Here is a 22425-nt window from a genome sequence, read left to right as displayed (position 1 = left end):
CCTAGGATTTGACCAGCTTTTTATGCGTCTCGATGCTCATCAGCATACCAAAACCCAGCAGCAGGGTCAGCATCGAGGTACCGCCATAACTCACCAGCGGTAGCGGTACGCCGACCACCGGCAGGATGCCGCTGACCATGCCCATGTTGACGAACGCGTAGGTGGCGAAGGTCAGCGTGATGGAGCCCGCCATCAGGCGCGTGAAATAGGTCGAGGCGTTCGCGGTGATGATGAAGCCGCGCCCGATGACGAACAGGAAGATGGCCAGCAGGATCAGGTTGCCGAGCAGGCCGAACTCTTCCGAATACACCGCGAAGATGAAGTCGGTGGTGCGCTCCGGCAGGAAGTCGAGGTGGGTTTGCGTGCCTTCCAGATAGCCCTTGCCGAGGATGCCGCCCGAACCGACCGCGATCATGCCCTGGATGGTGTGGTAGCCCTTGCCCAGCGCGTCCTGCGAAGGGTCGAGCAGCATCAGGATGCGGTGGCGCTGGTAGTCGTGCAGCATCGACCACAGCACCGGCGCGCTGGCCAGCGCAGTAACGAACATGCCGCCGATCACCTTCCAGGAAAGACCTGCGAGGAACAGCACGTAAAAGCCGCTCGCGGAGATCAGGATCGCCGTGCCGAGGTCGGGCTGGCGCGCGATCAGCGCCACGGGCACCAGCAGCAGCAGCGCCGCAACGACGTAGTTCTTCATCGTCAGCGTGGCCTCGTTCTTCTCGAAGTACCACGCCATCATCAGCGGCACGCCGATCTTCATCAGCTCGGAAGGCTGGATGGTGGCGACGCCGAGGTTCAGCCAGCGCCGGGCGCCGTGGCTGATCTCGCCGAACAGCGCCACGCCGATCAGCAACACCATGCCCAGCACGTAGATCGGCACGGCGGTGCGCATCAGGTAATGCAGCGGCAGGTTCGCGATCAGCCACATGCAGGTGAAGGCCACCACGATGTTGAGCACCTGGCTCATCGGACGCCCCCAGCCGGCGTTGTCCGCGCTGTGGAGCACCAGCAGGCTGACCAGCATCAGCAGGCCGATGCCGATCAGCAGCGGCACGTCGAGATGCTCGATGAAACGCTGCCACAGTTGCCGCTTAGTCATTTCCGTCCCCCTCCTTCGCCGCATCGTCCGGCAGCGGCTGCGGCACCTTGCCGAGCAGGTAATAATCCAGCACCTTGCGCGCGATCGGAGCAGCAGTCGCCGCGCCGAAGCCGCCGTTCTCCACGAGCACCGCCAGCGCGATCTTCGGCTGGTCCGCGGGAGCGAACGCGATGAACAGCGCATGGTCGCGCAGTTCCTGTTTGACGTGTCCTTCGCTGTATTTCTCGCCCTTCAGCGAGTACACCTGCGCGGTACCGGTCTTGCCTGCCGAGACGTATCCCGCGCCGGCGAAGGCGGCGGCGCCGGTGCCTTCCTTGTTGACGCCGATCATGGCCCGCTTGATCACGTCGATGTCCTCCTGCCTGAGCGGGATGGTGCGCAGCGACTTCGGCTCGATCAGCGTCTTCTCGCCGGTGCGCGTGTCGGTGATGTGCCTCACCAGGTGCGGCCGGTACATCACGCCGTTGTTGGCCAGCGTCGCCACCGCCTGGGCGAGCTGGATCGGCGTATAGGCGTTGTAGCCCTGGCCGATGCCGATGGAGATGGTTTCGCCCGCATACCATTTCTGCAGCTCGGGTTTCTTGAAACGCTTGCGCTTCCATTCCTGCGACGGCAGCACGCCTTCCGACTCGCCCTCGATATCGATGCCCGTACGCTGGCCGAAACCGAACTGGCGCATGAAATTGGAGATATTGTCGATGCCCATGTCGTTGGCGAGCGTGTAGTAGTAGGTGTCGCATGACTCGACGATGGACTTGTACATGTCGACTGAGCCGTGGCCGCCCTTTTTGTCGTCGCGGAAGGTATGGTTGCCGAAAGTGAAATAGCCGGGATCGAAGATGGTCTGCTCGGGACGCCGCTTGCCGAGCGTCAGCGCACCCAGCGCCATGTAGGGCTTGAACGTCGAACCCGGGGGATAAGCGCCGTTTACGGCGCGGTTGACCATCGGCTTGTCGGGCGAATTGTTCAACTCGTCCCAGGTCTGCAAGTCGATGCCGTCGATGAACAGGCTGGGGTCGTAGCCGGGCTTGCTGACGAAGGCCAGTACCTCCCCGTTGCTGGGGTCGATCGCAATCAGCGCACCGCGGTAGTTGCCGAACGCCTGGAAGGCGATCTCCTGCAGCTTCGCATCGACGCTCAGCACCAGCGTATTGCCGGACACCGGCGAGGAACGCGACAGCATGCGCACCGCCCGGCCGCCCGAATCCACCTCGACCTGCTCCACCCCGGTGGTGCCGTGCAGCTCGTCCTCGTAGCTCTGCTCCAGGCCGGTCTTGCCGATGTAATCCGAACCGCGGTAATTGGCCGCCTGTTCGTTCTCTTCGAGCTGCTCGACATCGGTCTGGTTGATGCGCCCGATGTAGCCGATGAGGTGGGCGGTCTTGTCGCCGTAGGGATAGTCGCGGAACAGGCGCGCCTTGATCTCGACGCCGGGAAAGCGGTATTGCTGCGCAGCAAAGCGCGCGACTTCCTCGTCGGTGAGCTTGTTGCGGATCATCAGTGTCTCGAAGTTGCGTCTTTCCGCGAGCAGCTTCTTGAATCGCTTGCGGTCCCTCGGGGTGATCTCCACCAGCGTGGACAGCTCGTCGATCGTGGCCTCCAGGCCCTTGGTCTTGTTCGGGGTGACCTCCAGCGTATAGCCGGAGTAGTTGTGCGCCATCACAACGCCGTTGCGGTCGAGGATCAGGCCGCGGTTGGGAACGATGGGCACAACGGAGATGCGGTTGCTCTCGGCCAGCGTCTGGTAGTAGTCGTGACGCACCACCTGCAGGTAGATGAAACGCACCAGCAGGATGCCGAACAGCGTCAGCACGAAACCGATACTGATGGCCAGCCGCAACCGGAAATAGAAGATCTCGCGCTGGTGGTTTTTTAGCTCGACATGCTTGCTCATGGATGCTCACGGTCCACGCGCAACTGCCGCATCGCCTGGAACATGATGCTGAGTGGCGCCCACAACAAGGTCGACGTCAGGCAACCGAGGAAATACGGCCACACCACATAGCCGTTCACCTGCCAGTGCACCAGCGCATACACCGCATAGGTCAGAACGAGGATGATGAACACCTGCGTGGTCTGCTGGCGCAGATCGAACATCTGCAGGCGGCGGTGCAACACCACACCGCCGAAGGCCAGCAACGTATAGGCCAGCGCATGCTGGCCGAACAGGCTGGCATCGGCCACGTCGGCGAGTATGCCCACCGCCCACGACAGGCCTACACCGAGGCGCAACGGGTTATGCGTGCACCAGTACAGCAGCACCACGGCGACGAAATCCGGACGCATCATCAGCCATATCCCCTCCAACGGCAGCCCGTTCAGGAACAGCGCGACCAGCACGGTCAGCAGGATGAAGAGATTGCTGACGGGACGCTGGATCTCCGGATTGGATGGATGAAGGTAGGTCACTGTTTTTTCTCCACCGCGGTTTCCTTGCCGCCTTCCGCAGACTGCTCCGCCGGACGCTCCGGCAATCCGGGTACGCCGGACAGGATAAGCAGATGCCGTTGTCGGTCCACCCCACCCACCGGCAGGCATGACACCCGCGCGAACGGATAGGCAGCATCGCGTTCTATCTTGATCACCTTGGCCACCGGTATGCCCGGCGGGTAAACGCCGTCGATCCCGGAGGTGACCAGCAGGTCACCGTTCTGGATATCGGAACTGACCGGCATGTAGCGCAAAGACAGCTGGCTGGTGTCGCCCGCGCCGAACACGATGGTGCGCAGGCCGTTGCGCAAGATCTGCACCGGCACGGCGTAGTCCTTCTCGGTGATCAGCGTCACCTCGGACAACCACGGATAGACGCGCGTGACCTGCCCCACGATGCCCAGGTCGTCCATCACCACCTGTCCTGCCTGGATCTTGGCGTTTTCGCCCTTGTTGATGAGCACCTTGCGCTTGAACACATCGCGCTCGGCGTACAGGATCTCGGCGGCCATCGCGGAGAATTCGCTGCGCTGCGGCAGTTCGAGCAGATTGCGCAATTGCCGGTTCTCCTGCTGCATGGACTGCAGCTGCGACAGCTGCGCGGCATCGCGTTCGTGCTGCTGCTGCAATGCCTGGTTCTGATCCACCAGGCTGCGTTGCGTCACGAAGAACTCTCCGGCCTGCCTCCACAGCTCGGCGGGCATGGTCGCCAGGCGCTGCACCGGCGAGACCAGCACCGACAGGGCGCTGCGCGTGGATTCCAGGTAGCGGTAGCGCGCGTCGACGAACAGCAGCAGCAGCGACAATACGGAGAAGAACACCAGCCGCACCGCGGGGCTGGGCCCGCGATTGAAGAACTGGAGGGATTGCGAGTTATCCATGCAATCGCGGCTTTTAGTGGCGGGTATGCGTGAGGATTATTCAGTAGTGAAGATGTTGGTGGACTTGTCCATGCTTTCCAGCGCACGGCCGGAACCGCGCACCACGCAGGTCAGCGGATCGTCGGCGATCAGCACCGGCAGGCCGGTCTCTTCCATCAGCAGGCGGTCGAGGTCGCGCAGCAGCGCGCCGCCGCCGGTCAGCACCATGCCCTTGTTGGCGATGTCGGCGCCGAGTTCCGGCGGGGTCTGTTCCAGTGCGGTCTTCACCGCGCTGACGATGCTGTTGAGCGGGTCGGTCAGCGCTTCGAGGATCTCGTTGCTGGAGATGGTGAAGCTGCGTGGCACGCCCTCGGCGAGGTTGCGGCCCTTCACTTCCATCTCGCGCACTTCGGAGCCCGGGAATGCGGAACCGATGGTCTTCTTGATCTCTTCGGCGGTGGTCTCGCCAATCAGCATGCCGTAGTTGCGGCGGATGTAATTGATGATCGCCTCGTCGAACTTGTCGCCGCCGACGCGCACGGAACCGGAATACACCGCGCCGCCCAGCGAGATCACGCCCACTTCGGTAGTGCCGCCGCCGATATCCACCACCATCGAACCGGTCGCCTCTTCCACCGGCAGGCCTGCGCCGATCGCGGCCGCCATCGGCTCTTCGATCAGCTCGACGCGGCGCGCGCCGGCGCCCACTGCGGATTCGCGGATCGCGCGGCGCTCGACCTGTGTCGAACCGCAAGGCACGCAGATCACGATGCGCGGGCTCGGGCTGAAGATGCTGGCCTTGTAGACCTTGCGGATGAACTGCTTGAGCATCTGCTCGGTGACGGTGAAGTCGGCGATCACGCCGTCCTTCATCGGGCGGATCGCGGTGATGTTGCCCGGGGTGCGGCCCAGCATCTGCTTGGCGGCGAGACCGACCTGCTGGATCACCTTCTTGCCGTTCGGACCGCCTTCCTGGCGGATCGCGACGACCGAGGGCTCGTTCAGCACGATGCCCTGCCCGCGCACCCAGATCAGCGTGTTCGCGGTACCGAGGTCGATCGCGAGGTCATTGGAAAAGTAGCCGTTCAAAAATCCAAACATGTTGTGTCCCGAAAGTCAAAGAGGTGTGCCGTAGAAGCCGCGTATGATACCCTATAAGCCTTATTTCAATAAAATTTTTGCTATGTCTTTAAGCACCCAGGATGTTGAAAAAGTCGCCCGTCTGGCCCGCTTGGCGATGACCGGACCGGAAATCGAAACCGCCCGCGCTCAACTCTCCGGCATCTTCGACCTGATCGCCGAAATGCAGGCCGTCGACACCACCGGCATCGAACCGATGTCCCACGCCCAGGATCTGTCGCAGCGCCTGCGCGAGGACAAGGTCACGGAAACCAACCAGCGCGAGGCTTTCCAGGCCATCGCCCCGCAGGTCGAGGCGGGTCTGTACCTCGTTCCCAAAGTCATCGAATAACGCACCATGTTTGAATCCAGCCTGAAGCAACTCGGCGACGCACTGCGCGCCAAAAAGATCTCCAGCGTCGAACTGACGCAGCTCTATCTCGACCGCATCGCCAGGCTCAATCCCGAGCTCAACGCCTACGTCACGCTGAACCCCGAAGCCTCGCTGGCGCAGGCGCGTGCCGCCGACCAGTGCATTACGAAGAACGAGGCCCCCCCCCTGACAGGCATTCCAATAGCCCAGAAGGACATCTTCTGCGCCAAGGGTTGGCGCACCACCTGCGGCTCGAAGATGCTCGAGAATTTCGTCGCGCCCTATGACGCGCACGTCATCGAGCAATTCAACCGCGCGGGCGCAGTGAACCTCGGCAAGACCAACATGGACGAGTTCGCCATGGGCTCGTCGAACGAGACCTCGTACTTCGGTACGGTTAAGAATCCGTGGGGTACGGCGCGCGTGCCCGGCGGCTCGTCCGGCGGCACAGCCGCAGCCGTCGCCGCGCGCCTGTGCGCGGCCGCGACCGGCACCGACACCGGCGGCTCGATCCGCCAGCCGGCTGCGCTGTGCGGCATCTCCGGCCTGAAGCCCACCTACGGGGTGTGCTCGCGCTACGGCATGATCGCATTCGCCTCCAGCCTGGACCAGGCCGGCCCGATGGGACGCAGCGCGGAAGACCTGGCGCTGATGATGAACGCGATGGCAGGATTCGACGAACGCGATTCGACATCGCTGCAACGCGAGAAAGAGGATTACGCCCGTGATTTGAACAAGCCGCTGAGCGGCCTGCGCATCGGACTGCCGAAGGAATTCTTCGCCGAAGGACTGGGCAGCGATGTGGCGCAAGCCGTCGAGGCTGCCATCGCCGAATACAGGAAGCTCGGCGCGACCGTCGTCGACATCAGCCTGCCGAACACCAGGCTGTCCATCCCGGTGTACTACGTGCTGGCGCCCGCCGAAGCATCGAGCAACCTGTCGCGCTTCGACGGCGTGCGCTACGGCTATCGCGCGCCGGACTACACCGACCTCACCGACATGTACGAGAAGACCCGGGCACAGGGCTTCGGCACCGAAGTGAAGCGCCGCATCATGATCGGCACCTACGTGCTCTCCCACGGCTACTACGACGCCTACTACATCCAGGCGCAGAGGATCCGCCGCCTGATCGCGCAGGACTTCACCGAGGCATTCAAGCAGTGCGACGTCATCATGGGACCGACCTCGCCGTCCACCGCGTTCAAGCTGGGCGAGAAGGGCGACGACCCGGTTCAGATGTACCTGTCCGACATCTACACCATCGCCGTGAACCTGGCGGGCCTGCCCGGCATGTCGATCCCCTGCGGCTTCGGCAGCAACGATATGCCGGTGGGTCTGCAGATCATCGGCAACTATTTCGACGAGGCGCGCATGCTCAACGCGGCGCATCAATATCAACTGGCGACCGACTGGCACAGCCGCGCGCCGCAAGGGCTGTAAGGAAACATCATGACTTGGGAAATCGTCATCGGGCTGGAAGTACACGCGCAGCTCTCGACCAACAGCAAGATATTCTGCGGCGCATCGACCGCCTTCGGCGCTGAGCCGAACACACAGGCGGACGCGGTGAGCCTCGCGCTGCCCGGCGTGCTGCCGGTATTGAATCGCGGCGCGGTGGAACGCGCCATCAGGTTCGGCCTCGCCACCGGCGCCCACATCGCACCGCGCTCGGTGTTCGCGCGCAAGAATTACTTCTATCCCGATCTGCCCAAGGGCTACCAGATCAGCCAGTTCGATCTGCCGGTGGTGGGACAGGGCGCGCTGACCATCCAGGTCGAGCCGCTTTCAGGCAACGCGAAACCCTATGAGAAAGTGGTGCGCATCACCCGCGCCCATCTGGAAGAGGATGCCGGCAAGTCGCTGCACGAAGACTTCCACGGAATGACCGGCATCGACCTCAATCGCGCCGGTACGCCGTTGCTGGAGATCGTGTCCGAGCCGGACATGCGTTCCGCCGCCGAGGCCGTGGCCTATGCCAAGACGCTGCACGCGCTGGTGCAATGGATCGGCATCTGCGACGGCAACATGCAGGAAGGCTCGTTCCGCTGCGACGTCAACGTATCGGTACGCCGAGCCGGCGAGCCGCTCGGCACGCGCCGCGAGATCAAGAACCTCAACTCGTTCAAGTTCATGCAGCAGGCCATCGACTACGAAGTGCAATGGCAGATCGACACCATCGAGAACGGCGGCAAGGTGCATCAAGCCACGGTACTGTTCAATCCGGACACCGGCGAGACGCGCTCCATGCGAAGCAAGGAAGAAGCGCACGACTACCGCTACTTCCCCGATCCCGACCTGCTGCCGCTGGACATCAGCAATGATTGGATCGAGCAGGTGCGCGCCACGCTGCCGGAGCTCCCGCACGTCAAGCAGGTGCGCTACGTGAACGATCTCGGCCTCTCTGCGTACGACGCAAACATCCTTACCGCCTCGCGCGAGATGGCGGACTTCTTCGAAACCGTGCTGGCTGCCGTGCCCAAGGATGCGAAGCTCGTCGCCAACTGGATCATGGGCGAAGTAAGCGCCCAGCTGAACCGCGATGGCCTGGACATGAAGCAATGCCCGATCAGCGCACAACAACTCGGCGGCATGCTGCAGCGCATCACCGACAACACCATCTCCAACTCCGGTGCGAAGGAAGTGTTCCGCACCATGTGGGCGGAAGGCGGCGACGCGGATGCGATCATCGATGCGAAGGGCTTGAAGCAGGTCTCCGACAGCGGCGCGATCGAAGCGCTGGTGGACGAGATCATCGCCGCCAATGCCGACAAGGTCGCGGAGTACCGCAGCGGCAAGGACAAGCTGTTCGGCTTCTTCGTCGGCCTGGCCATGAAGGCCAGCAAGGGCAAGGCCAACCCGGCTCAGCTCAACGACATCCTGAAGCAGAAGCTGGCTGGTTAAAGCAGGTCGAAGCGCATCACGCGATAGAACCGGGCAAAGCAATGCTCGACCTGCGGCTCGCCCGCCAGGGCCTTGCCCCGCTTCTGTAATGCCTCACTCAATTTCGCATTGACGTCTTCCTGCCAGAATCCCGGCAGGAACGGCTCCAGCCGACCGAGCAACCAACGGAACGGCGCAAACCGATACAGCCAGTGGCGATGCGGCGTGCTGCCGTATTCGGTAACCAGCACTGAGCCGCCCCGCTTCACCACGCGCGCGATTTCGTCATAGACATGCTGCCTCGCCTGCGTAGGCAGTTCGTGAAAGAGGAAGAACACGATCGCCTGATCGAATGCATCGTCCGCATAGCCCAGTGTCTCGGCATTCATGCGCGCCAGGTGGCATTGACCGGACGCTTCCAGCGTCTTGCTGCGCGCCAGATTCAACTGCCCCACCGCCACGTCACACAGATGCACTTCGTTGCCGGTATGTTTCAGTAGCGAGGGCGTGAGCTTGCCGTACACACAGGTCAGTTGCAGCAGCTGCGCCCCCGGCCTGGCTTCGACCTGTGCCAGGGTCTTCTTGAGCAGCGTATCGTATTGACCGAACAGAATGGCGTTGATGATGGGCTGATGATCGAAGAACCAGATGCTCTTCTCCCACAGATAGGCCCACCAGTAATACCGCGCCAGATATTCCGGCACGCCACCCTTGAGGAATCTCTCATACAGGCGCATCGGCCGACCTATAACGAACCGCGCGGCTTGTGCGGGGCGTTGGCGAACAGCCGGTCATACAGCCAGTTCGGCAACAGCTTCAACGCGCGCCCGACCAAACCCATCTGCCACGGCACCACGGCGAACGAACTGCCGCAATCGATCACGCGCGCGATGCGCCGCGCGGCCTCGTCGGCTTCCAGCATGAACGGCATGGGATAGGGATTGATATCGGTCATCGGCGTGCGGATGTAGCCGGGGCAGATAGTCACCACGCGCACGCCGCTGCCGTGCAGATCCACCCGCAGCGATTCCAGATACGAGATGGCGGCAGCCTTGGAAGCGGAGTAGGCACCCGCCCCCGGCAGTCCGCGAAAACCGGCGACGCTGGCGATACCCACCAGCGAGCCGCACTTCGCCTCGCGCATCGCTTCGACGAACGGCTGGAAGGTCTGCACCATGCCCATCACGTTGATATCCATCACATGCCTGAACACATCGTTATCCTCGGCATAGCGGGTCAGCGTGCCGATGCTTACGCCTGCATTGGCGATGACGATGTCCGGCACGCCGGCGTGCGACATGAAATCGGCGGCGGCATTGCGAATGGCCGCCGCATCGCGCACGTCCAGCGTGTAGCAAAAGACTTTGCCGGGAAATTCCGTGGATAGGGCTTGCAGCAACTCGCCGCGGCGGGCGAAGGCGGCGACGGTCGCGCCGCGCTCAAGATAATGGCGCGCGAGGGCCAGACCCAGGCCGCTCGACGCGCCACTTATGACCAGAGACTTGGCCGGCGTATTTTGACGGCCTAGTCGATTGGCCATGCAGAGCCGACAACTTTCACTATTTCTTCTTGGAATGCTCTTTGCGCGCCAGCGCGATCACTTCATCCAGCACGCGGATGGCGTCCGCCGGCAGCAGGCCGGTGATCACGTACTTGCCGTCCACCACCAGGGTGGGCGTGCCGCTGATGCCGTAGCTGCGGATCATCTGTTTGGCGCGCACCACCTTGCTCTGCATGGCGAACGAGTTGTAGGCCGCCGTGAATTTGGCGCGGTCCACCCCCTGCTTCGCAACGAAAGAGGCGATCGAATCGAGGTCATACAGTTCCGCGTTCTGAACATGGATCCCCTGGTAGATCGCATCGTCCAGCTGCTTGATCTTGCCCATGCTCTCCAGCGCGTAATAGGTGAGCGCCAGCGGCGTGGTCGAGTCGCGGAAGATGGTCGGCACGTAGGTGATCTCGACGTCCTTCGGCATGGTCTTTTCCCATGCTGCCAGCAGCGGATGCAGGTGATAGCAGTGAGAGCACTCGTAGAAGAAGAACTCCAAGACCTCGATCTTCTTGGTGCTGGTCGGCTGCGCCGGGTTCAGCAGCTTGTAATCCTTGCCGACTTCCGCGGAACATGCCGCGTTTCCGAACAACAATGCTGTGATGACAATCAGGGTCTTGATCAGGTTTCTCACTTATCGCTCCTTTTTGGATGGTGACTACGCTTATTGCGCGCGGATTGGAGTGGCGTCGATGCCGTTTTGTTTCAGCGTCGCGAGCACCTTGTTCATCTCATCCGCGCTCTTGTATGGTCCCAGGCGCACCCGGTGCCACACGCCCTTGTCGGGAATGGTCGCGGTCTGGATGCTGGCTTCGACGCCCATCATCGCAAGCCTGGCCTTCACCTTCTCGGCATCGGCGACATTGGAGAATGATCCGGCCTGCAGGAACTGCGGCCCGCTGACAGCGACCGGCTTGCTCTCCGGCTGCGGCTTGCCGGCGGGTTTCGCGGCAGGTGCTGCGGGCGCGACGGTCGTTTCCTGCTTGTCGGTCAGCACCTTGTAGAACTCGAAGCGGGGCTTGTCGCCGTTCACCCCGGAAGCGGGCGCCGCCGCGGGCTGCGCGCCGGGCGTGGCACCGGGCACGACGACGGTAGGCTGTGCTTGCGGTTTTGCCGCGGCAGCCGGCTTCGCCGTCACCTGCTCGTTCTGCACGAACGGGCTGGGCGACTTCATGATGAACCAAGCCAGCCCCGCCGCCATCGCCACGCCGATCACCATGCCGACGAGGATGCCGGTCAGCAACGGACTGCCGCTGCCGCCCTTGCGTGCCCCGCCCGATTTGTTGCCTGTGTTTCTGCTCATGCCATCGTCCCTTACATTTGTTCCGGCGCGCTCACCCCGAGCAGCGCCAGGCCGTTCTTCAGCACCTGTGCCAGCGCCATGATCAGTGCCAGCCGTGCCAGCTTGACCTTCTCGTCCTCGACCAGGAAGCGCGAGGCATTATAGTAGCTGTGAAAATCGGCGGCCAATTCCTTCAGGTAGAAGGCGATCTGGTGCGGCGCGAGGTCTTCGGCAGCCGTCTCGATCACCTGCGGGAAATCGATCATGCGTTGCAGCAGCTGCGTCTCGTATTCGCTCTCCAATGCGCTCACGTCGGCCTGCAGCAGGCTCTGGCGGTCGCCGCCCCACTGCGCCAGCACCGCATGCACGCGCGCATGGGCGTACTGGATGTAGTACACCGGGTTGTCGTTGCTTTGCGATTTTGCCAGATCGATGTCGAACACCAGCTGCGAATCGGGAGAACGTGCGGCGAGGAAATAGCGCGTCGCATCGCAGCCCACCTCGTCGATCAGGTCGCGCAACGTGACGTAGCTGCCCGCGCGCTTGGAGATCTTCACCTCTTCGCCGTTCTTCAGCACCGTCACCATCTGGTGCAGCACGTAGTCCGGCCAACCCTTGGGGATGCCTTCATTCAACGCCTGCAGACCGGCGCGCACGCGGGTGATGGTGGAGTGGTGATCGGAACCCTGCTCGTTGATGACGCGCTCGAAACCGCGACGCCACTTGTCCAGATGGTAGGCCACGTCCGGCACGAAGTAGGTGTAGCCGCCGTCGCTCTTGCGCATCACGCGATCCTTGTCGTCGCCGAAATCCGTGGTGCGCAACCACAGCGCATCGTCCTGCTCGTAGGTATGGCCGCTGGCGATGAGCTTCTTCACCGTCTCTTCCACCTTGCCGTCGGTGTAGAGCGCGGACTCGAGCGAGAACACGTCGAACTCGACCTCGAAGGCGCGCAAGTCCAGATCCTGCTCGCGGCGCAGATAGGCCACGGCGAAATGGCGGATGGCTTCGGCATCGTCCGCATCGCCCTTGCCGGTGATGTGCTGGTCGTCCGCCTCGACGGTCTCCTTCGCCATGTAGGCGTTCGCCACGTCGACGATGTAATCGCCGCGATAGCCGGACTCGGGCCAGGACGGATCGTCCGGCGTGATGCCCTTGCAGCGCAACTGCACCGACAACATCAGGTTGTCGATCTGCACACCCGCATCGTTGTAATAGAACTCGCGCGTCACGTTCCAGCCCGCCGCATGCAGCACGTTGCACAGGCAATCGCCCACCGCCGCGCCGCGCCCGTGGCCCACGTGCAACGGCCCAGTCGGGTTGGCGGAGACGAATTCCACCTGAACCTTGCGGCCCGCGCCGACGTGAACGTGGCCGTAGCCCGCGCCTGCCTCCAGCACGCCGTTCACCACCGACCGCTTGGCCGCAGTGGCAATGAACACGTTGATGAAGCCCGCGCCGGCGATCTCCACCTTCGAGATGAAATCGGTCTTGGGCAGCGCCGCGATCAGTGCATTCGCGATGTCGCGCGGCGACTTGCGCAGCGGCCGCGCCAGCTGCATCGCCAGGTTGCAGGCATAGTCGCCGTGCGAGGCCTGCTTGGGACGCTCGATGACGATGGCCGTATCGGCATGATCCGGCGCGACCTCGCGCAAGGCCTGCGCGAACAATTCGGAAAGATGAGATTTGAAATTCAGGACTGCGGACATTGCTTTACGCCTTCAAAAGAGGCGCGAATTATAGCATTTGGGGGCCGGCAGCATAAAATCGCATGGCGGGTGCAGCCAGCCATGTTTTCAATTCGAGAATGCGCGAAAAAAATGCGAAGCTGCCCACTCGTTTGTTAAAAATTAGTCAAAACAATTCAATTTCGGTACATTTTGCATTTCAGTGCGCAGTAGTTCATTTATTTTTGGCTAGATTTCTATTTCGTTCTTAGAAAGGGGAGACCATGACCACAAAGAAAGTCGGCGTGGAAAAGACAGCTAGATCTGGTACTAGAAGAACACGGAAACAAGATTCAGTCCCGCACCCATCATCTGATCTAGCCTCCCCTCTCACGCCCAACGACCACCCTGAACTTGTATTTGGATTGGTTGGCCCAGTTGGTGTAAATCTTGATCCCGTAATTTCAGTGCTTACAAAAGAGCTTAAGGCATTAAATTACAAAGCAGAAACCATCCGATTAAGCAAACAGATTGAGGCTTTTTTCAGTTCTGATCACCGCAAGGAAGCAGAAGACAAACGAATTTCAAATTTGATGACGGAGGGCACTCGACTTCGCACAGAAAGTAAACGCGGCGACGCCGTTGCACTTCTCGGAATCGCCGAAATAATGCGAATTCGAGAAGAAAAATTTGGCGAGCATGCAGAAGAGAATAATGCTTATATTTTGCAGTCATTAAAACACCCACATGAAATCGAAACCTTGCGCAATGTTTATGGCAAGGGCTTTTTCCTCATTTCAGTATATTCGCCCAGAGAAATGAGAGTAACTGCACTGGCCGACCGGATTAGCAAATCACAATTTGGCAGTAGTAAAAATGCCCGGGCTAAAGCTGAAGAGTTGGTAGAGCGAGATGAACTGGAAGAGAGTTTATCCCTTGGGCAGGACGTAAAAGATGCATTTCCATTAGCAGACCTTTTCGTAGATGGGCGAAACAAACCTTCTTTGGAAGCACAAATTAGTCGGTTTCTTCAATTACTTTTTGGCAACGTTTTTCACACACCATCTCGTAATGAGCATGGCATGTATCACGCCCGATCAGCCGCGCTTCGATCTGCTGATTTGAATAGACAAGTCGGGGCCGCCATTCTTACCAATGAAGGTGATTTAGTTGCCGTTGGTTGCAACGAGGTTCCCAAAGCTGGTGGCGACCTATATTGGCCGGGAGACAAAGGTGATGCTCGAGATTTCCAGAAAGGAATCGACGCTATGGCCGAGGAACGAACCCAAGTTCTTGGCGAACTTCTAGAACGATTCAGTAACCACGGATTGCTTTCCAATGTCGGAAAATCCAAGTTGGATAATCTGGTCCAAGACCTTGTATCAGGAAACAAAAAAGATGTACTGAAGGGAACCAGGGTAATGAACTTACTCGAGTTCGGTCGCAGCGTTCACGCAGAAATGGCAGCACTAATGTCTGCAGCAAGACTCGGCATCTCCGTTCGTGGTGCAACGTTGTTTTGCACCACCTTCCCCTGTCACATGTGTGCTAGGCACATAGTCGCCAGCGGGATTACGCGCGTCGTTTATGTTGAGCCGTATCCCAAAAGTAAGGCCAAGCAACTACACCAAGACTCCATTAGTGTAGATCCTCTAGTCCCATCCACGGACCATGTAAACTTTGAACCCTTTGAAGGAATAGCTCCCAGACGTTATCAGGACATTTTCGATGCTCGCGATTCAAGGAAAGATGCGGAAGGTAGAGCAATAGATTGGAGACAAGACCCCAAACCCCGATTCCTGCGTTTCATGAACACTTACAGAGACCTTGAGACCGCGATTGTCGCAAACGAGATTCCACTCCTTGCTGAAAAGCTACAAGTTAGCCTATCCTTAGACCTCAATGAACCGAACCCATAAAGGAGGCTCGCCATGAAAAAAGTAAATAGCCTTGCGCATCAAGTTCAAATGGCACAAAGAACCTTCAATAGTTGGTCTGATTCACGCAAATCTACATTGCGCCTTGAGGGATGTGATGTTTTTCTTGGCCGTGCTACTGCCGACCAAAAAAGTTCTCAACGAGACATCCCCCATAAGGATAAGAAGCACACTCTCGCTTAGCATTTGGCACGTCCCCGACTCGCAAAGAGTTGGGGCAGGGTGAGTGAGTAAGCACAATGTCTACTCACAGTCTAAGCAATAAACAAACGTAATTGTTCTACGCAGCGAAAAAACTCAAGGTGTCGGAGTCGAATTTTTGTACCGCCTTCCGTCCCAGCCCCTCTGCCACAAATGCCAGCACCAAGGTGTTCAAGCTGACGCCTTCCGCCTTGGCGCACTCTGCCAATTTAATATGAACGGTGCCAGAGACGAATTGTTTTTGCCCCTTTAATTGGCCACAAGCAGCCGAATCGTGTACTGCCCCGATTTCTCGTCGCGCACCAGAGCGACCAGCTTGTGCTTCTGCGCGTCTTCCATCAGTTCCCGGAACGAGCGATAGCCGTAGAAGGACTCGTTGAAACCGGGCCTGCGCCGCTGCATGGTGGTCTTGACCATCGAGCCCCATAGTTTTTCGTCGGAGCCGCGTTCGGAGATCAGGCCCTCCACCGTTTCTACCAGGAAATCCATGGCCTCCTGGCGCTTGTCTTCCTCGTTCTTCGCCCCGGCCGGTTTCGCGGCCTCGGCCTTCGCCTTGGCGGGTGCCTTCTTCGCGGCCTGTTTCTTCTTCGCTTCCTGCACGCGCACCAGGTCGTCGTAGAAGATGAACTCGTCGCAGTTGGCGGAGAGCAGGTCCGAGGTCGAGTCCTTCACGCCGATACCGATGACGTACTTGTTGTTCTCGCGCAGCTTGGAGACTAGTGGCGAAAAATCCGAGTCACCGCTGATGATGACGAAGGTGTCGACATGGGACTTGGTATAGCAGAGGTCGAGCGCATCGACGACCATGCGGATGTCGGCGGAGTTCTTGCCGCTTTGCCTCACATGCGGGATCTCGATCAGCTCGAAAGCCGCCTCGTGCATGGTCGCCTTGAATTCCTTGTAGCGGTCCCAGTCGCAGTACGCTTTCTTGACCACGATGCTGCCCTTGAGCAGCAGGCGTTCGAGAACCTTCTTGATGTCGAACTGAGCATATTTGGCATCGCGCACGCCCAGCGCCACGTTCTCGAAGTCGCAGAACAAGGCCATGTTGGTGATCTCGGGTTGATTTGCCATGTGCACTCCTCCTTGATGGAACCTGCTCTGGATGAAACTCTATGTATTCCTGTAGGAGCGGGCCTTGCCCGCGATTGCATTTTGTTCGCGGGCAGAGCCCGCTCCTACAAGACCTTGCCCGGATTCATCAGCCCGTGCGGATCGATGGCATGCTTGATGCTGCGCATCAGTTCCAGTTCCAGCGGACTCTTGTAGCGGGTGATCTCGTCGCGCTTGAGCTGGCCCAGCCCGTGCTCGGCGCTGATGCTGCCGTCCAGCCGCGCCACGACCTTATACACGATGCTGTTGACGTCCTGCTCGTACTGTTCGATGAACGCCATATTCTGTGCGGCATCCGGCATGGAGGCGTTGTAGTGGATGTTGCCGTCGCCGATATGACCGAAGGCGACGATGCGAATGCCGGGCCAGGCGTTGCGCAACGCGGCACTGGCCTGTGCTATGAATTCCGCCACGCGACCGATGGGCACGGAGACATCGTGTTTGATGCTGATACCCTCGATCTTCTGAGCGTCGCTGATGTTCTTGCGCAGCTTCCACCAGCGCTCGGCGCGATCCTTGTCGAGCGTAACGGTATATTCGACGACGCCCTCGTCGAACATCTCCAGCGCGGCGATCAGTGCCGCATCCAGCGGCGCATCCAGCACGTCGGCCAGCTGGGTGATGACGATCCACTCGTGCTTGCTCGCGAACGGTTCGTAGGTGTCCGGAATATTCTTGAACACCAGGTCGAGACAGGAGCGCGAGATGATCTCGAATCCGCTGATATTGTCGCCGCAGGTGGCGCGCAGATGCGCCAGCAACGCGACGGCAGCCGCAGGGTCGCGCACCGCGACGCAGGCGGTCGCCACCGACTGGGGACGCGGAAAGAGCTTCAGCACGGCGGCGGTGATGATGCCCAGCGTGCCCTCCGCACCGATGAACAGATGCTTGAGGTCGTAGCCGGTATTGTCCTTGCGCAGGCTGCGCAGGCCGTCCCAGATGCGCCCGTCCGGCAACACCACTTCCAGCCCCAGCACGAGGTCGCGCGCGTTGCCGTAGCGCAGCACGCCGATGCCGCCTGCATTGGTGGAGAGGTTGCCGCCGATCTCGCAGTGCGGCGCGATGGCGGTGAGTCCGAGCGGGAACAGGCGATCGACCTGCTCCGCCGCTTCGTACAGCGAGGCGAGCTTGCAACCCGCTTCAACGGTCATCGTGTAGTTGACGGCATCCAGTGCGCGGAGGCGGTTCATGCGAGACAGGTTGACGACGACTTGCTTGCTGCCGTCCGCCAACGGCACGGAAGCGCCGCACAAGCTGGTGTTGCCGCCCTGCGGCACGATGGCGATATTGTTTTCGGCACACAGCTTCACCACTGCGGAGACCTGCTGCGTGTCGGAGGGGAACACCACCGCGAGCGCATCGCCGCGGTAACGCCCGCGCCAGTCGGCGAAATACGGCGCGGCTGCCTCGCCGGTCAGTACGGCATCGGCGCCGACGATGGTGGCGAGGTGTTGGCTCAGTTCAATGGACTGCATTTTCATAACTCCATTCATTTCGCCGCAATCCCCTTTGCTCTGGGTGAATGGTGGAGGGTTCGCGGCATCGGGGGAACGTCAGCGGAAGTCGCCGCCGCCGTTCAACGGTTTCTTGAGGAACCAGATCTGGTAGAGCGAGATCAGGATCTGCGCGGCCATCGAGAAGCCCAGTACCGCGCCCGCCCCAACTACCACGATGGCGTAATGCGAGTCCCACTTGGTGAGGAACCACGACGCGACATCGACGAACACCGCGACCATCGGCGACACCACCAGGAAGCGCTTGAACCAGACATTGACCTCGCTCTGCACGAAGATGAGGCCCAAGGCGAACAGCAGCAGGCTGATGCCGAACATGTGGATATGCGACACACGCAGCAAAGTGGTCAGCGACATGCCGGTATCCACCTGCGCCACTTCGTGCAATCCGGCATAAGTGCTGTAATCGATCAGGGGCATGCCGGAGGCCTTGCTGTGACAGACCAGGCAATTCTTCTGCATGATCGGCTTGATGTCCTTGTCGAAATGCTCTTCCTGGGCGCCGTCCTTCAGCCAGGCCACCAGTACGTTGCGTTCCTGGTCGTTGAGATAGCCCGCCATCGGGCCGCGGATCGCAGCTTCCAGCCGTGTGCCGCTGCGGTTGCCGTAGTAGCTGTAGGCTACGTCCTCGATCGACAGACCTGGCTTCTTGTCGTTGTTTTCATGGGTCACGTAGAGATAGGTGATCGCCATCAGGTAGCCCAGCCCGATCAGCAACAGGAACGAGGTGTAGAGCAGTTTCTCGCTGACCGTCAGGTTGTAGAAACGGTGTGCTGACATGGTGTACCCCTTTCGTATTGGCCGGATTTTCGCCAATTCTCCCCTTTACCGCCATTCCGCGCCACCCCAACGGGTGCGTCAGAACTCCTGCGGATCGACATCCAGCGACCAGCGCAGTTTTTGCGCGGGCAGCGCATCCAGCGACGGCTGCCAGGCGCGCAGGAACTGCTGCAGCGCCTTGCGCGTGTCCGCCTGGACCAGCAGCTGCGCGCGCACATGGTTGGCGCGGCGCGGCAGCGCGGCGGGCACCACGCCGAGTATCTCGACCTTTTGTTGCAGCTCGACTGCGGCGGCGCGCGCATGACCGAGAAAGGCGAACACCTCGCTCTCCTGCCTGCCTTCCGCGCGCAGCATGGCCTGATACATGAAAGGCGGAAAGCCCGCCATCTGCCGCTCGGCGAGCTGCGAAGCGGCGAAGCCGTCGAAATCGTGCTGCTGCAGCGCGCGGTACAGCGGATGGTCGGGGAATTCGGTCTGGATCAGCACCTCGCCGGGTTTGTCGGCACGTCCGGCGCGCCCGGCCACCTGCGCCAGTTGCGCGAAGAGTCTCTCGGCCGCACGGAAGTCGCTGCTGTACAACGCACCGTCCGGGTTGAGCACGCCCACCAGCGTCAGCGCGGGGAAGTCGTGCCCCTTCGCCAGCATCTGCGTGCCGACGAGTATATCCACTTCGTTGGCGTGTATCTGGTCGCGCATCGTCTGCCACGCGCGCTTGTTGCGCGTGCTGTCGCGGTCCACGCGCAGGATGCGCGCGTCGGGGAAGCGCTCCTGCAACACCTCTTCGACGCGTTGCGTGCCGCTGCCGACCGGGTGCAAGTCAGGGTTGCCGCAATCCGGACAGGCATGAGGCACGCGTATCTGGTAGCCGCAGTGGTGGCAGCGCAGGCGCCGGTCGTTGAGGTGCAGCACCATCTTGCCCGCGCAGTGCTTGCACGAAGACAGCCAGCCGCACCCTGTGCACATCAGCACCGGCGAATAGCCGCGGCGGTTGATGAACACCAGGCTCTGTTCCTGACGTGCGATGCGCTGCTCGATGTCGCGCAGCAGGTTCTCGCTGATGCCGTGGTGCATCACGGTGTGGTTGGTGTTGACGCAGCGCACCGAGGGCAAGGTGGCGGACGCCAATGCACGCCCGCTCAGCTTCAGCATATGGTAACGACCGGTCTGCGCGTTGTGGTAACTCTCCAGCGAAGGCGTGGCCGAACCCAGCACGACAGGAACCTTGCTCTGATTGGCGCGGAAGATCGCCACGTCGCGCGCCGAGTAGCGCAGGCCATCCTGCTGCTTGAACGAGCCGTCGTGCTCTTCGTCCACGATGATCAGCGCCAGCTTGGGCAGCTCGGCGAACACCGCGAGCCGCGTGCCGAGCACGATCTGCGCAGCGCCCGATTGCGCCTGTTGCCAGTTGTGCAGGCGCTCGCCCTCGGAGAGACCGCTGTGCAGGCTGGCGAATGACGCATCTGGAAAACGGCTGCGGAAATAATGCTCCAGCTGCGGCGTGAGATTGATCTCGGGCACAAGCAGCAGCACCTGCCCGCCCCGCTGCAGCACGTGGTGCATCAGGTGCACGTACACTTCGGTCTTGCCGCTGCCGGTGATGCCGTGCAGCAGGAAGCAGGCGTAGCCCTGCGCCGCTGCAACAGCGTCAACCGCATCCTGCTGTTCGCCGGTGAGCGTATGCGCGCCGACCAGTTGATGTTCGGCGACCGTCACCTCCGCCTCGCAATGTTCGACGTAGCCGTCCTGCAACAGCGCCTTGAGCTGCGGCCCGACCGTCGCCGACAGGCTCTTCAGCTGCGCGAGGTTGCACGGCCCATCGGCAAGCCTGGCGAGGATGCGCCGCTGCACCACCTTGCGCTTCGGGAAGCTGTCGAGATCGAGCTCCGAACCAGCAGCGCTGAGGCGGTAACTTTCGGGAGGCTTCGCGACCAGCGGCTTGTCGGAACGCAAACGCGTCGGCAATGCGGCCAGCACGGTCGGGCCGATGGGATAGCGGTAATAGTCGCTGCAGAAGCGCAGCAGTTCGAGCAATTGTGCCGACAATGGCGCGCTGTCGTGCAGCACCTGCGTCACGGGCTTGATGCGTTCCGGCGCCATGTCGGTTGCGTCGGTGATCTCCATCGCCACGCCGACCATCTGCCTGCGGCCGAACGGAACGATCACGCGCTGGCCGATCTCGACCGGATCATCGCTTACGGAGTAATCGAAAAGTCCGGACAACGGCACGTCCAGGGCGACACGAACGATGGGCATTTTCAGAAAAAGAGTCTGGGGTGAATTGTGTAGAGTTTAGCCAATCCGCTTGAGCGAAATAGGGAATTTTGCTTATTCACATATCCTGTGGATAACTGTGTGGGCAACTCTCGGCCAAGTGAGCTAACTCCCAATCGCATATACGATTTTTCTGCTCCGCCCAAATTCTGCACAGCCATTTCACCCCTTAATAAACAATGAGTTACAAACATAACAAAAAGGCCACGGTGAAAACACTCCGTGGCCCTCTGCAAATAACCTGACTGTTTATAAGACTAGTAATTCAGTCTGATTTTTAGTGGTATTTCCGGCTCAATTCATGTACTGCCGCCACCAGCGCCGCCGCATGCTCGGGGTTGGTGTGCTGCGAGATGCCGTGGCCCAGGTTGAACACGTGGCCGCTGCCGTAGCCGTAGCTGGCGAGGATGCGTTCGACTTCGCTGTGAATCGCATCCGGCGAGGCGAACAGCACCGCGGGATCCATATTGCCCTGCAGCGCGACCTTGTGGCCGACCTTCTGGCGGGCGATGCCGATATCCATGGTCCAGTCCAGGCCCACCGCGTCACAACCGCTGTTGGCGATGCTCTCGATCCACAGGCCGCCGCCCTTGGTGAACACGATGGACGGGATGCGCACGCCGTCTTTTTCCTTGATCAGGCCGTCGATGATGCGCTGGGTGTAGGCCAGCGAGAACTCGTGGAACGCCGCATGGGACAGCACGCCGCCCCAGGAATCGAAGATCATCACGGCTTGGGCGCCCGCTTCGATCTGGGCGTTCAGGTAGGCGATCACCGCCTGCGTGGTGACATCGAGGATGTGGTGCATCAGCTTCGGCTCGTTGTACATCAAGGTCTTCACCTTGGCGTAGTCGTCGCTGCTGCCGCCCTCGACCATGTAGCAGGAGAGGGTGAACGGGCTGCCGGAGAAACCGATCAGCGGTACGCGGCCGTCCAGCGCCTTGCGGATCTGGGTCACGGCATCCGTCACGTATTTCAGGTCCTTGCCGATGTCAGGCACGCGCAACGCCTTGATGTCGGCCTCGGTCTTCAGCGGACGCTCGAACTTCGGGCCTTCGCCTTCGGAGAAATACAGGCCCAGTCCCATCGCATCCGGCACGGTGAGGATGTCGGAAAACAGAATCGCAGCATCCAGCGGGAAGCGATCCAGCGGCTGCAGCGTCACTTCCGTGGCGAAGTCCGGGCTCTTGCACAGACCCATGAAGCTGCCGGCCGTCTTGCGCGTCTCGCGGTATTCCGGCAGGTAACGGCCAGCCTGGCGCATCATCCACAGCGGGGTGTATTCGGTCGGCTGGCGCAGCAGCGCGCGCAGGAAGGTGTCGTTCTTCAACTTGAAATTCATGCTGTCTC

20 protein-coding genes are annotated in these 22425 nt (G+C 60.8%); 5 read left to right on the top strand and 15 right to left on the bottom strand.

The window, feature by feature from the left end; translation table 11 throughout:
- Position 1 precedes the first annotated feature (1 nt).
- Genes rodA through FGKAn22_RS00705 form a run of 5 tightly spaced genes read right to left on the bottom strand, consistent with a single transcriptional unit; the run spans position 2 to position 5490 of the window.
- Entirely contained in the window at positions 2-1099 is a 1098-nt protein-coding gene (rodA, locus tag FGKAn22_RS00725; protein WP_212786094.1) for a rod shape-determining protein RodA, read from the bottom strand.
- Positions 1092-2993, bottom strand: a complete 1902-nt coding sequence (mrdA, locus tag FGKAn22_RS00720) for a penicillin-binding protein 2 (RefSeq protein ID WP_212786093.1) — start codon at positions 2991-2993, stop codon at positions 1092-1094. The genes rodA and mrdA overlap by 8 nt, the downstream gene beginning before the upstream one ends.
- Entirely contained in the window at positions 2990-3508 is a 519-nt protein-coding gene (gene mreD, locus FGKAn22_RS00715) for a rod shape-determining protein MreD (protein WP_212787235.1), read from the bottom strand. The genes mrdA and mreD overlap by 4 nt, the downstream gene beginning before the upstream one ends.
- Positions 3505-4410 (bottom strand): rod shape-determining protein MreC, encoded by a 906-nt coding sequence (gene mreC / locus FGKAn22_RS00710; RefSeq protein ID WP_212786092.1) that lies wholly within the window; start codon positions 4408-4410, stop codon positions 3505-3507. Before mreC ends, mreD begins: the two co-directional genes overlap by 4 nt.
- A gap of 36 nt (positions 4411-4446) precedes the next feature.
- Entirely contained in the window at positions 4447-5490 is a 1044-nt protein-coding gene (locus tag FGKAn22_RS00705; protein WP_212786091.1) for a rod shape-determining protein, read from the bottom strand.
- Between the two features lie 82 nt (positions 5491-5572).
- Here FGKAn22_RS00705 and gatC point away from each other — a divergent pair, with 82 nt between their 5' ends.
- From gatC to gatB, 3 genes are read left to right on the top strand one after another with little or no spacing between them, the layout of a single operon-like run.
- A complete protein-coding gene (gatC, locus tag FGKAn22_RS00700; RefSeq protein ID WP_212786090.1) occupies positions 5573-5860 on the top strand; it encodes an Asp-tRNA(Asn)/Glu-tRNA(Gln) amidotransferase subunit GatC in 288 nt (95 codons plus the stop codon).
- Between the two features lie 6 nt (positions 5861-5866).
- On the top strand, positions 5867-7321 hold the full coding sequence (gatA, locus tag FGKAn22_RS00695; RefSeq protein ID WP_212786089.1) for an Asp-tRNA(Asn)/Glu-tRNA(Gln) amidotransferase subunit GatA: 1455 nt from the start codon (positions 5867-5869) through the stop codon (positions 7319-7321).
- Between the two features lie 9 nt (positions 7322-7330).
- On the top strand, positions 7331-8782 hold the full coding sequence (gene gatB, locus FGKAn22_RS00690; protein WP_212786088.1) for an Asp-tRNA(Asn)/Glu-tRNA(Gln) amidotransferase subunit GatB: 1452 nt from the start codon (positions 7331-7333) through the stop codon (positions 8780-8782).
- Here the strand turns inward: gatB and FGKAn22_RS00685 are convergent.
- From FGKAn22_RS00685 to argS, 5 genes are read right to left on the bottom strand one after another with little or no spacing between them, the layout of a single operon-like run.
- Positions 8779-9498 (bottom strand): class I SAM-dependent methyltransferase, encoded by a 720-nt coding sequence (locus FGKAn22_RS00685; RefSeq protein WP_212786087.1) that lies wholly within the window; start codon positions 9496-9498, stop codon positions 8779-8781. The genes gatB and FGKAn22_RS00685 overlap by 4 nt on opposite strands.
- A gap of 8 nt (positions 9499-9506) precedes the next feature.
- On the bottom strand, positions 9507-10301 hold the full coding sequence (locus tag FGKAn22_RS00680) for an SDR family oxidoreductase (protein WP_212786086.1): 795 nt from the start codon (positions 10299-10301) through the stop codon (positions 9507-9509).
- Positions 10302-10320: 19 nt separating this feature from the next.
- Entirely contained in the window at positions 10321-10944 is a 624-nt protein-coding gene (locus FGKAn22_RS00675) for a thiol:disulfide interchange protein DsbA/DsbL (protein ID WP_212786085.1), read from the bottom strand.
- A 30-nt stretch (positions 10945-10974) separates the two neighbouring features.
- Positions 10975-11613 (bottom strand): SPOR domain-containing protein, encoded by a 639-nt coding sequence (locus FGKAn22_RS00670; RefSeq protein ID WP_212786084.1) that lies wholly within the window; start codon positions 11611-11613, stop codon positions 10975-10977.
- Between the two features lie 11 nt (positions 11614-11624).
- Positions 11625-13301 (bottom strand): arginine--tRNA ligase, encoded by a 1677-nt coding sequence (gene argS / locus FGKAn22_RS00665; protein WP_212786083.1) that lies wholly within the window; start codon positions 13299-13301, stop codon positions 11625-11627.
- Positions 13302-13543: 242 nt separating this feature from the next.
- Here argS and FGKAn22_RS00660 point away from each other — a divergent pair, with 242 nt between their 5' ends.
- On the top strand, positions 13544-15178 hold the full coding sequence (locus FGKAn22_RS00660) for an anti-phage dCTP deaminase (RefSeq protein ID WP_212786082.1): 1635 nt from the start codon (positions 13544-13546) through the stop codon (positions 15176-15178).
- A gap of 12 nt (positions 15179-15190) precedes the next feature.
- Positions 15191-15379, top strand: a complete 189-nt coding sequence (locus FGKAn22_RS00655; protein ID WP_212786081.1) for a hypothetical protein — start codon at positions 15191-15193, stop codon at positions 15377-15379.
- A gap of 267 nt (positions 15380-15646) precedes the next feature.
- Here FGKAn22_RS00655 and FGKAn22_RS00650 read toward each other — a convergent pair whose 3' ends face one another.
- From FGKAn22_RS00650 to hemE, 5 genes are all read right to left on the bottom strand, one after another.
- Positions 15647-16471: an NYN domain-containing protein gene (locus FGKAn22_RS00650; RefSeq protein WP_212786080.1), complete on the bottom strand. Its 825-nt coding sequence runs from the start codon at positions 16469-16471 to the stop codon at positions 15647-15649.
- Positions 16472-16575: 104 nt separating this feature from the next.
- Positions 16576-17985, bottom strand: coding sequence for an FAD-binding oxidoreductase (locus FGKAn22_RS00645; RefSeq protein ID WP_212786079.1), 1410 nt, complete (start codon positions 17983-17985; stop codon positions 16576-16578).
- A 78-nt stretch (positions 17986-18063) separates the two neighbouring features.
- Positions 18064-18804: a hypothetical protein gene (locus FGKAn22_RS00640; RefSeq protein WP_212786078.1), complete on the bottom strand. Its 741-nt coding sequence runs from the start codon at positions 18802-18804 to the stop codon at positions 18064-18066.
- A gap of 78 nt (positions 18805-18882) precedes the next feature.
- A complete protein-coding gene (locus FGKAn22_RS00635) occupies positions 18883-21057 on the bottom strand; it encodes a primosomal protein N' (RefSeq protein WP_212786077.1) in 2175 nt (724 codons plus the stop codon).
- Positions 21058-21352: 295 nt separating this feature from the next.
- Positions 21353-22417: a uroporphyrinogen decarboxylase gene (hemE, locus tag FGKAn22_RS00630; protein WP_212786076.1), complete on the bottom strand. Its 1065-nt coding sequence runs from the start codon at positions 22415-22417 to the stop codon at positions 21353-21355.
- Between the last annotated feature and the right edge of the window lie 8 nt (positions 22418-22425).

This window comes from Ferrigenium kumadai (assembly GCF_018324385.1).
Lineage (GTDB): Bacteria > Pseudomonadota > Gammaproteobacteria > Burkholderiales > Gallionellaceae > Gallionella > Gallionella kumadai.
The sequence above is the reverse complement of the archived record's forward strand: the minus strand, read 5'-3'. Positions and strand labels throughout refer to the sequence as shown.

Bases quoted from the DNA above. Each gene is read 5' to 3' on its own strand.
- rodA (WP_212786094.1), bottom strand. From the start codon at position 1,099: ATGACTAAGCGGCAACTGTGGCAGCGTTTCATCGAGCATCTCGACGTG.
- mrdA (WP_212786093.1), bottom strand. From the start codon at position 2,993: ATGAGCAAGCATGTCGAGCTAAAAAACCACCAGCGCGAGATCTTCTAT.
- mreC (WP_212786092.1), bottom strand. From the start codon at position 4,410: ATGGATAACTCGCAATCCCTCCAGTTCTTCAATCGCGGGCCCAGCCCC.
- FGKAn22_RS00705 (WP_212786091.1), bottom strand. From the start codon at position 5,490: ATGTTTGGATTTTTGAACGGCTACTTTTCCAATGACCTCGCGATCGAC.
- gatC (WP_212786090.1), top strand. From the start codon at position 5,573: ATGTCTTTAAGCACCCAGGATGTTGAAAAAGTCGCCCGTCTGGCCCGC.
- gatA (WP_212786089.1), top strand. From the start codon at position 5,867: ATGTTTGAATCCAGCCTGAAGCAACTCGGCGACGCACTGCGCGCCAAA.
- gatB (WP_212786088.1), top strand. From the start codon at position 7,331: ATGACTTGGGAAATCGTCATCGGGCTGGAAGTACACGCGCAGCTCTCG.
- FGKAn22_RS00685 (WP_212786087.1), bottom strand. From the start codon at position 9,498: ATGCGCCTGTATGAGAGATTCCTCAAGGGTGGCGTGCCGGAATATCTG.
- FGKAn22_RS00680 (WP_212786086.1), bottom strand. From the start codon at position 10,301: ATGGCCAATCGACTAGGCCGTCAAAATACGCCGGCCAAGTCTCTGGTC.
- FGKAn22_RS00670 (WP_212786084.1), bottom strand. From the start codon at position 11,613: ATGAGCAGAAACACAGGCAACAAATCGGGCGGGGCACGCAAGGGCGGC.
- argS (WP_212786083.1), bottom strand. From the start codon at position 13,301: ATGTCCGCAGTCCTGAATTTCAAATCTCATCTTTCCGAATTGTTCGCG.
- FGKAn22_RS00660 (WP_212786082.1), top strand. From the start codon at position 13,544: ATGACCACAAAGAAAGTCGGCGTGGAAAAGACAGCTAGATCTGGTACT.
- FGKAn22_RS00655 (WP_212786081.1), top strand. From the start codon at position 15,191: ATGAAAAAAGTAAATAGCCTTGCGCATCAAGTTCAAATGGCACAAAGA.
- FGKAn22_RS00650 (WP_212786080.1), bottom strand. From the start codon at position 16,471: ATGGCAAATCAACCCGAGATCACCAACATGGCCTTGTTCTGCGACTTC.
- FGKAn22_RS00645 (WP_212786079.1), bottom strand. From the start codon at position 17,985: ATGCAGTCCATTGAACTGAGCCAACACCTCGCCACCATCGTCGGCGCC.
- FGKAn22_RS00640 (WP_212786078.1), bottom strand. From the start codon at position 18,804: ATGTCAGCACACCGTTTCTACAACCTGACGGTCAGCGAGAAACTGCTC.
- FGKAn22_RS00635 (WP_212786077.1), bottom strand. From the start codon at position 21,057: ATGCCCATCGTTCGTGTCGCCCTGGACGTGCCGTTGTCCGGACTTTTC.
- hemE (WP_212786076.1), bottom strand. From the start codon at position 22,417: ATGAATTTCAAGTTGAAGAACGACACCTTCCTGCGCGCGCTGCTGCGC.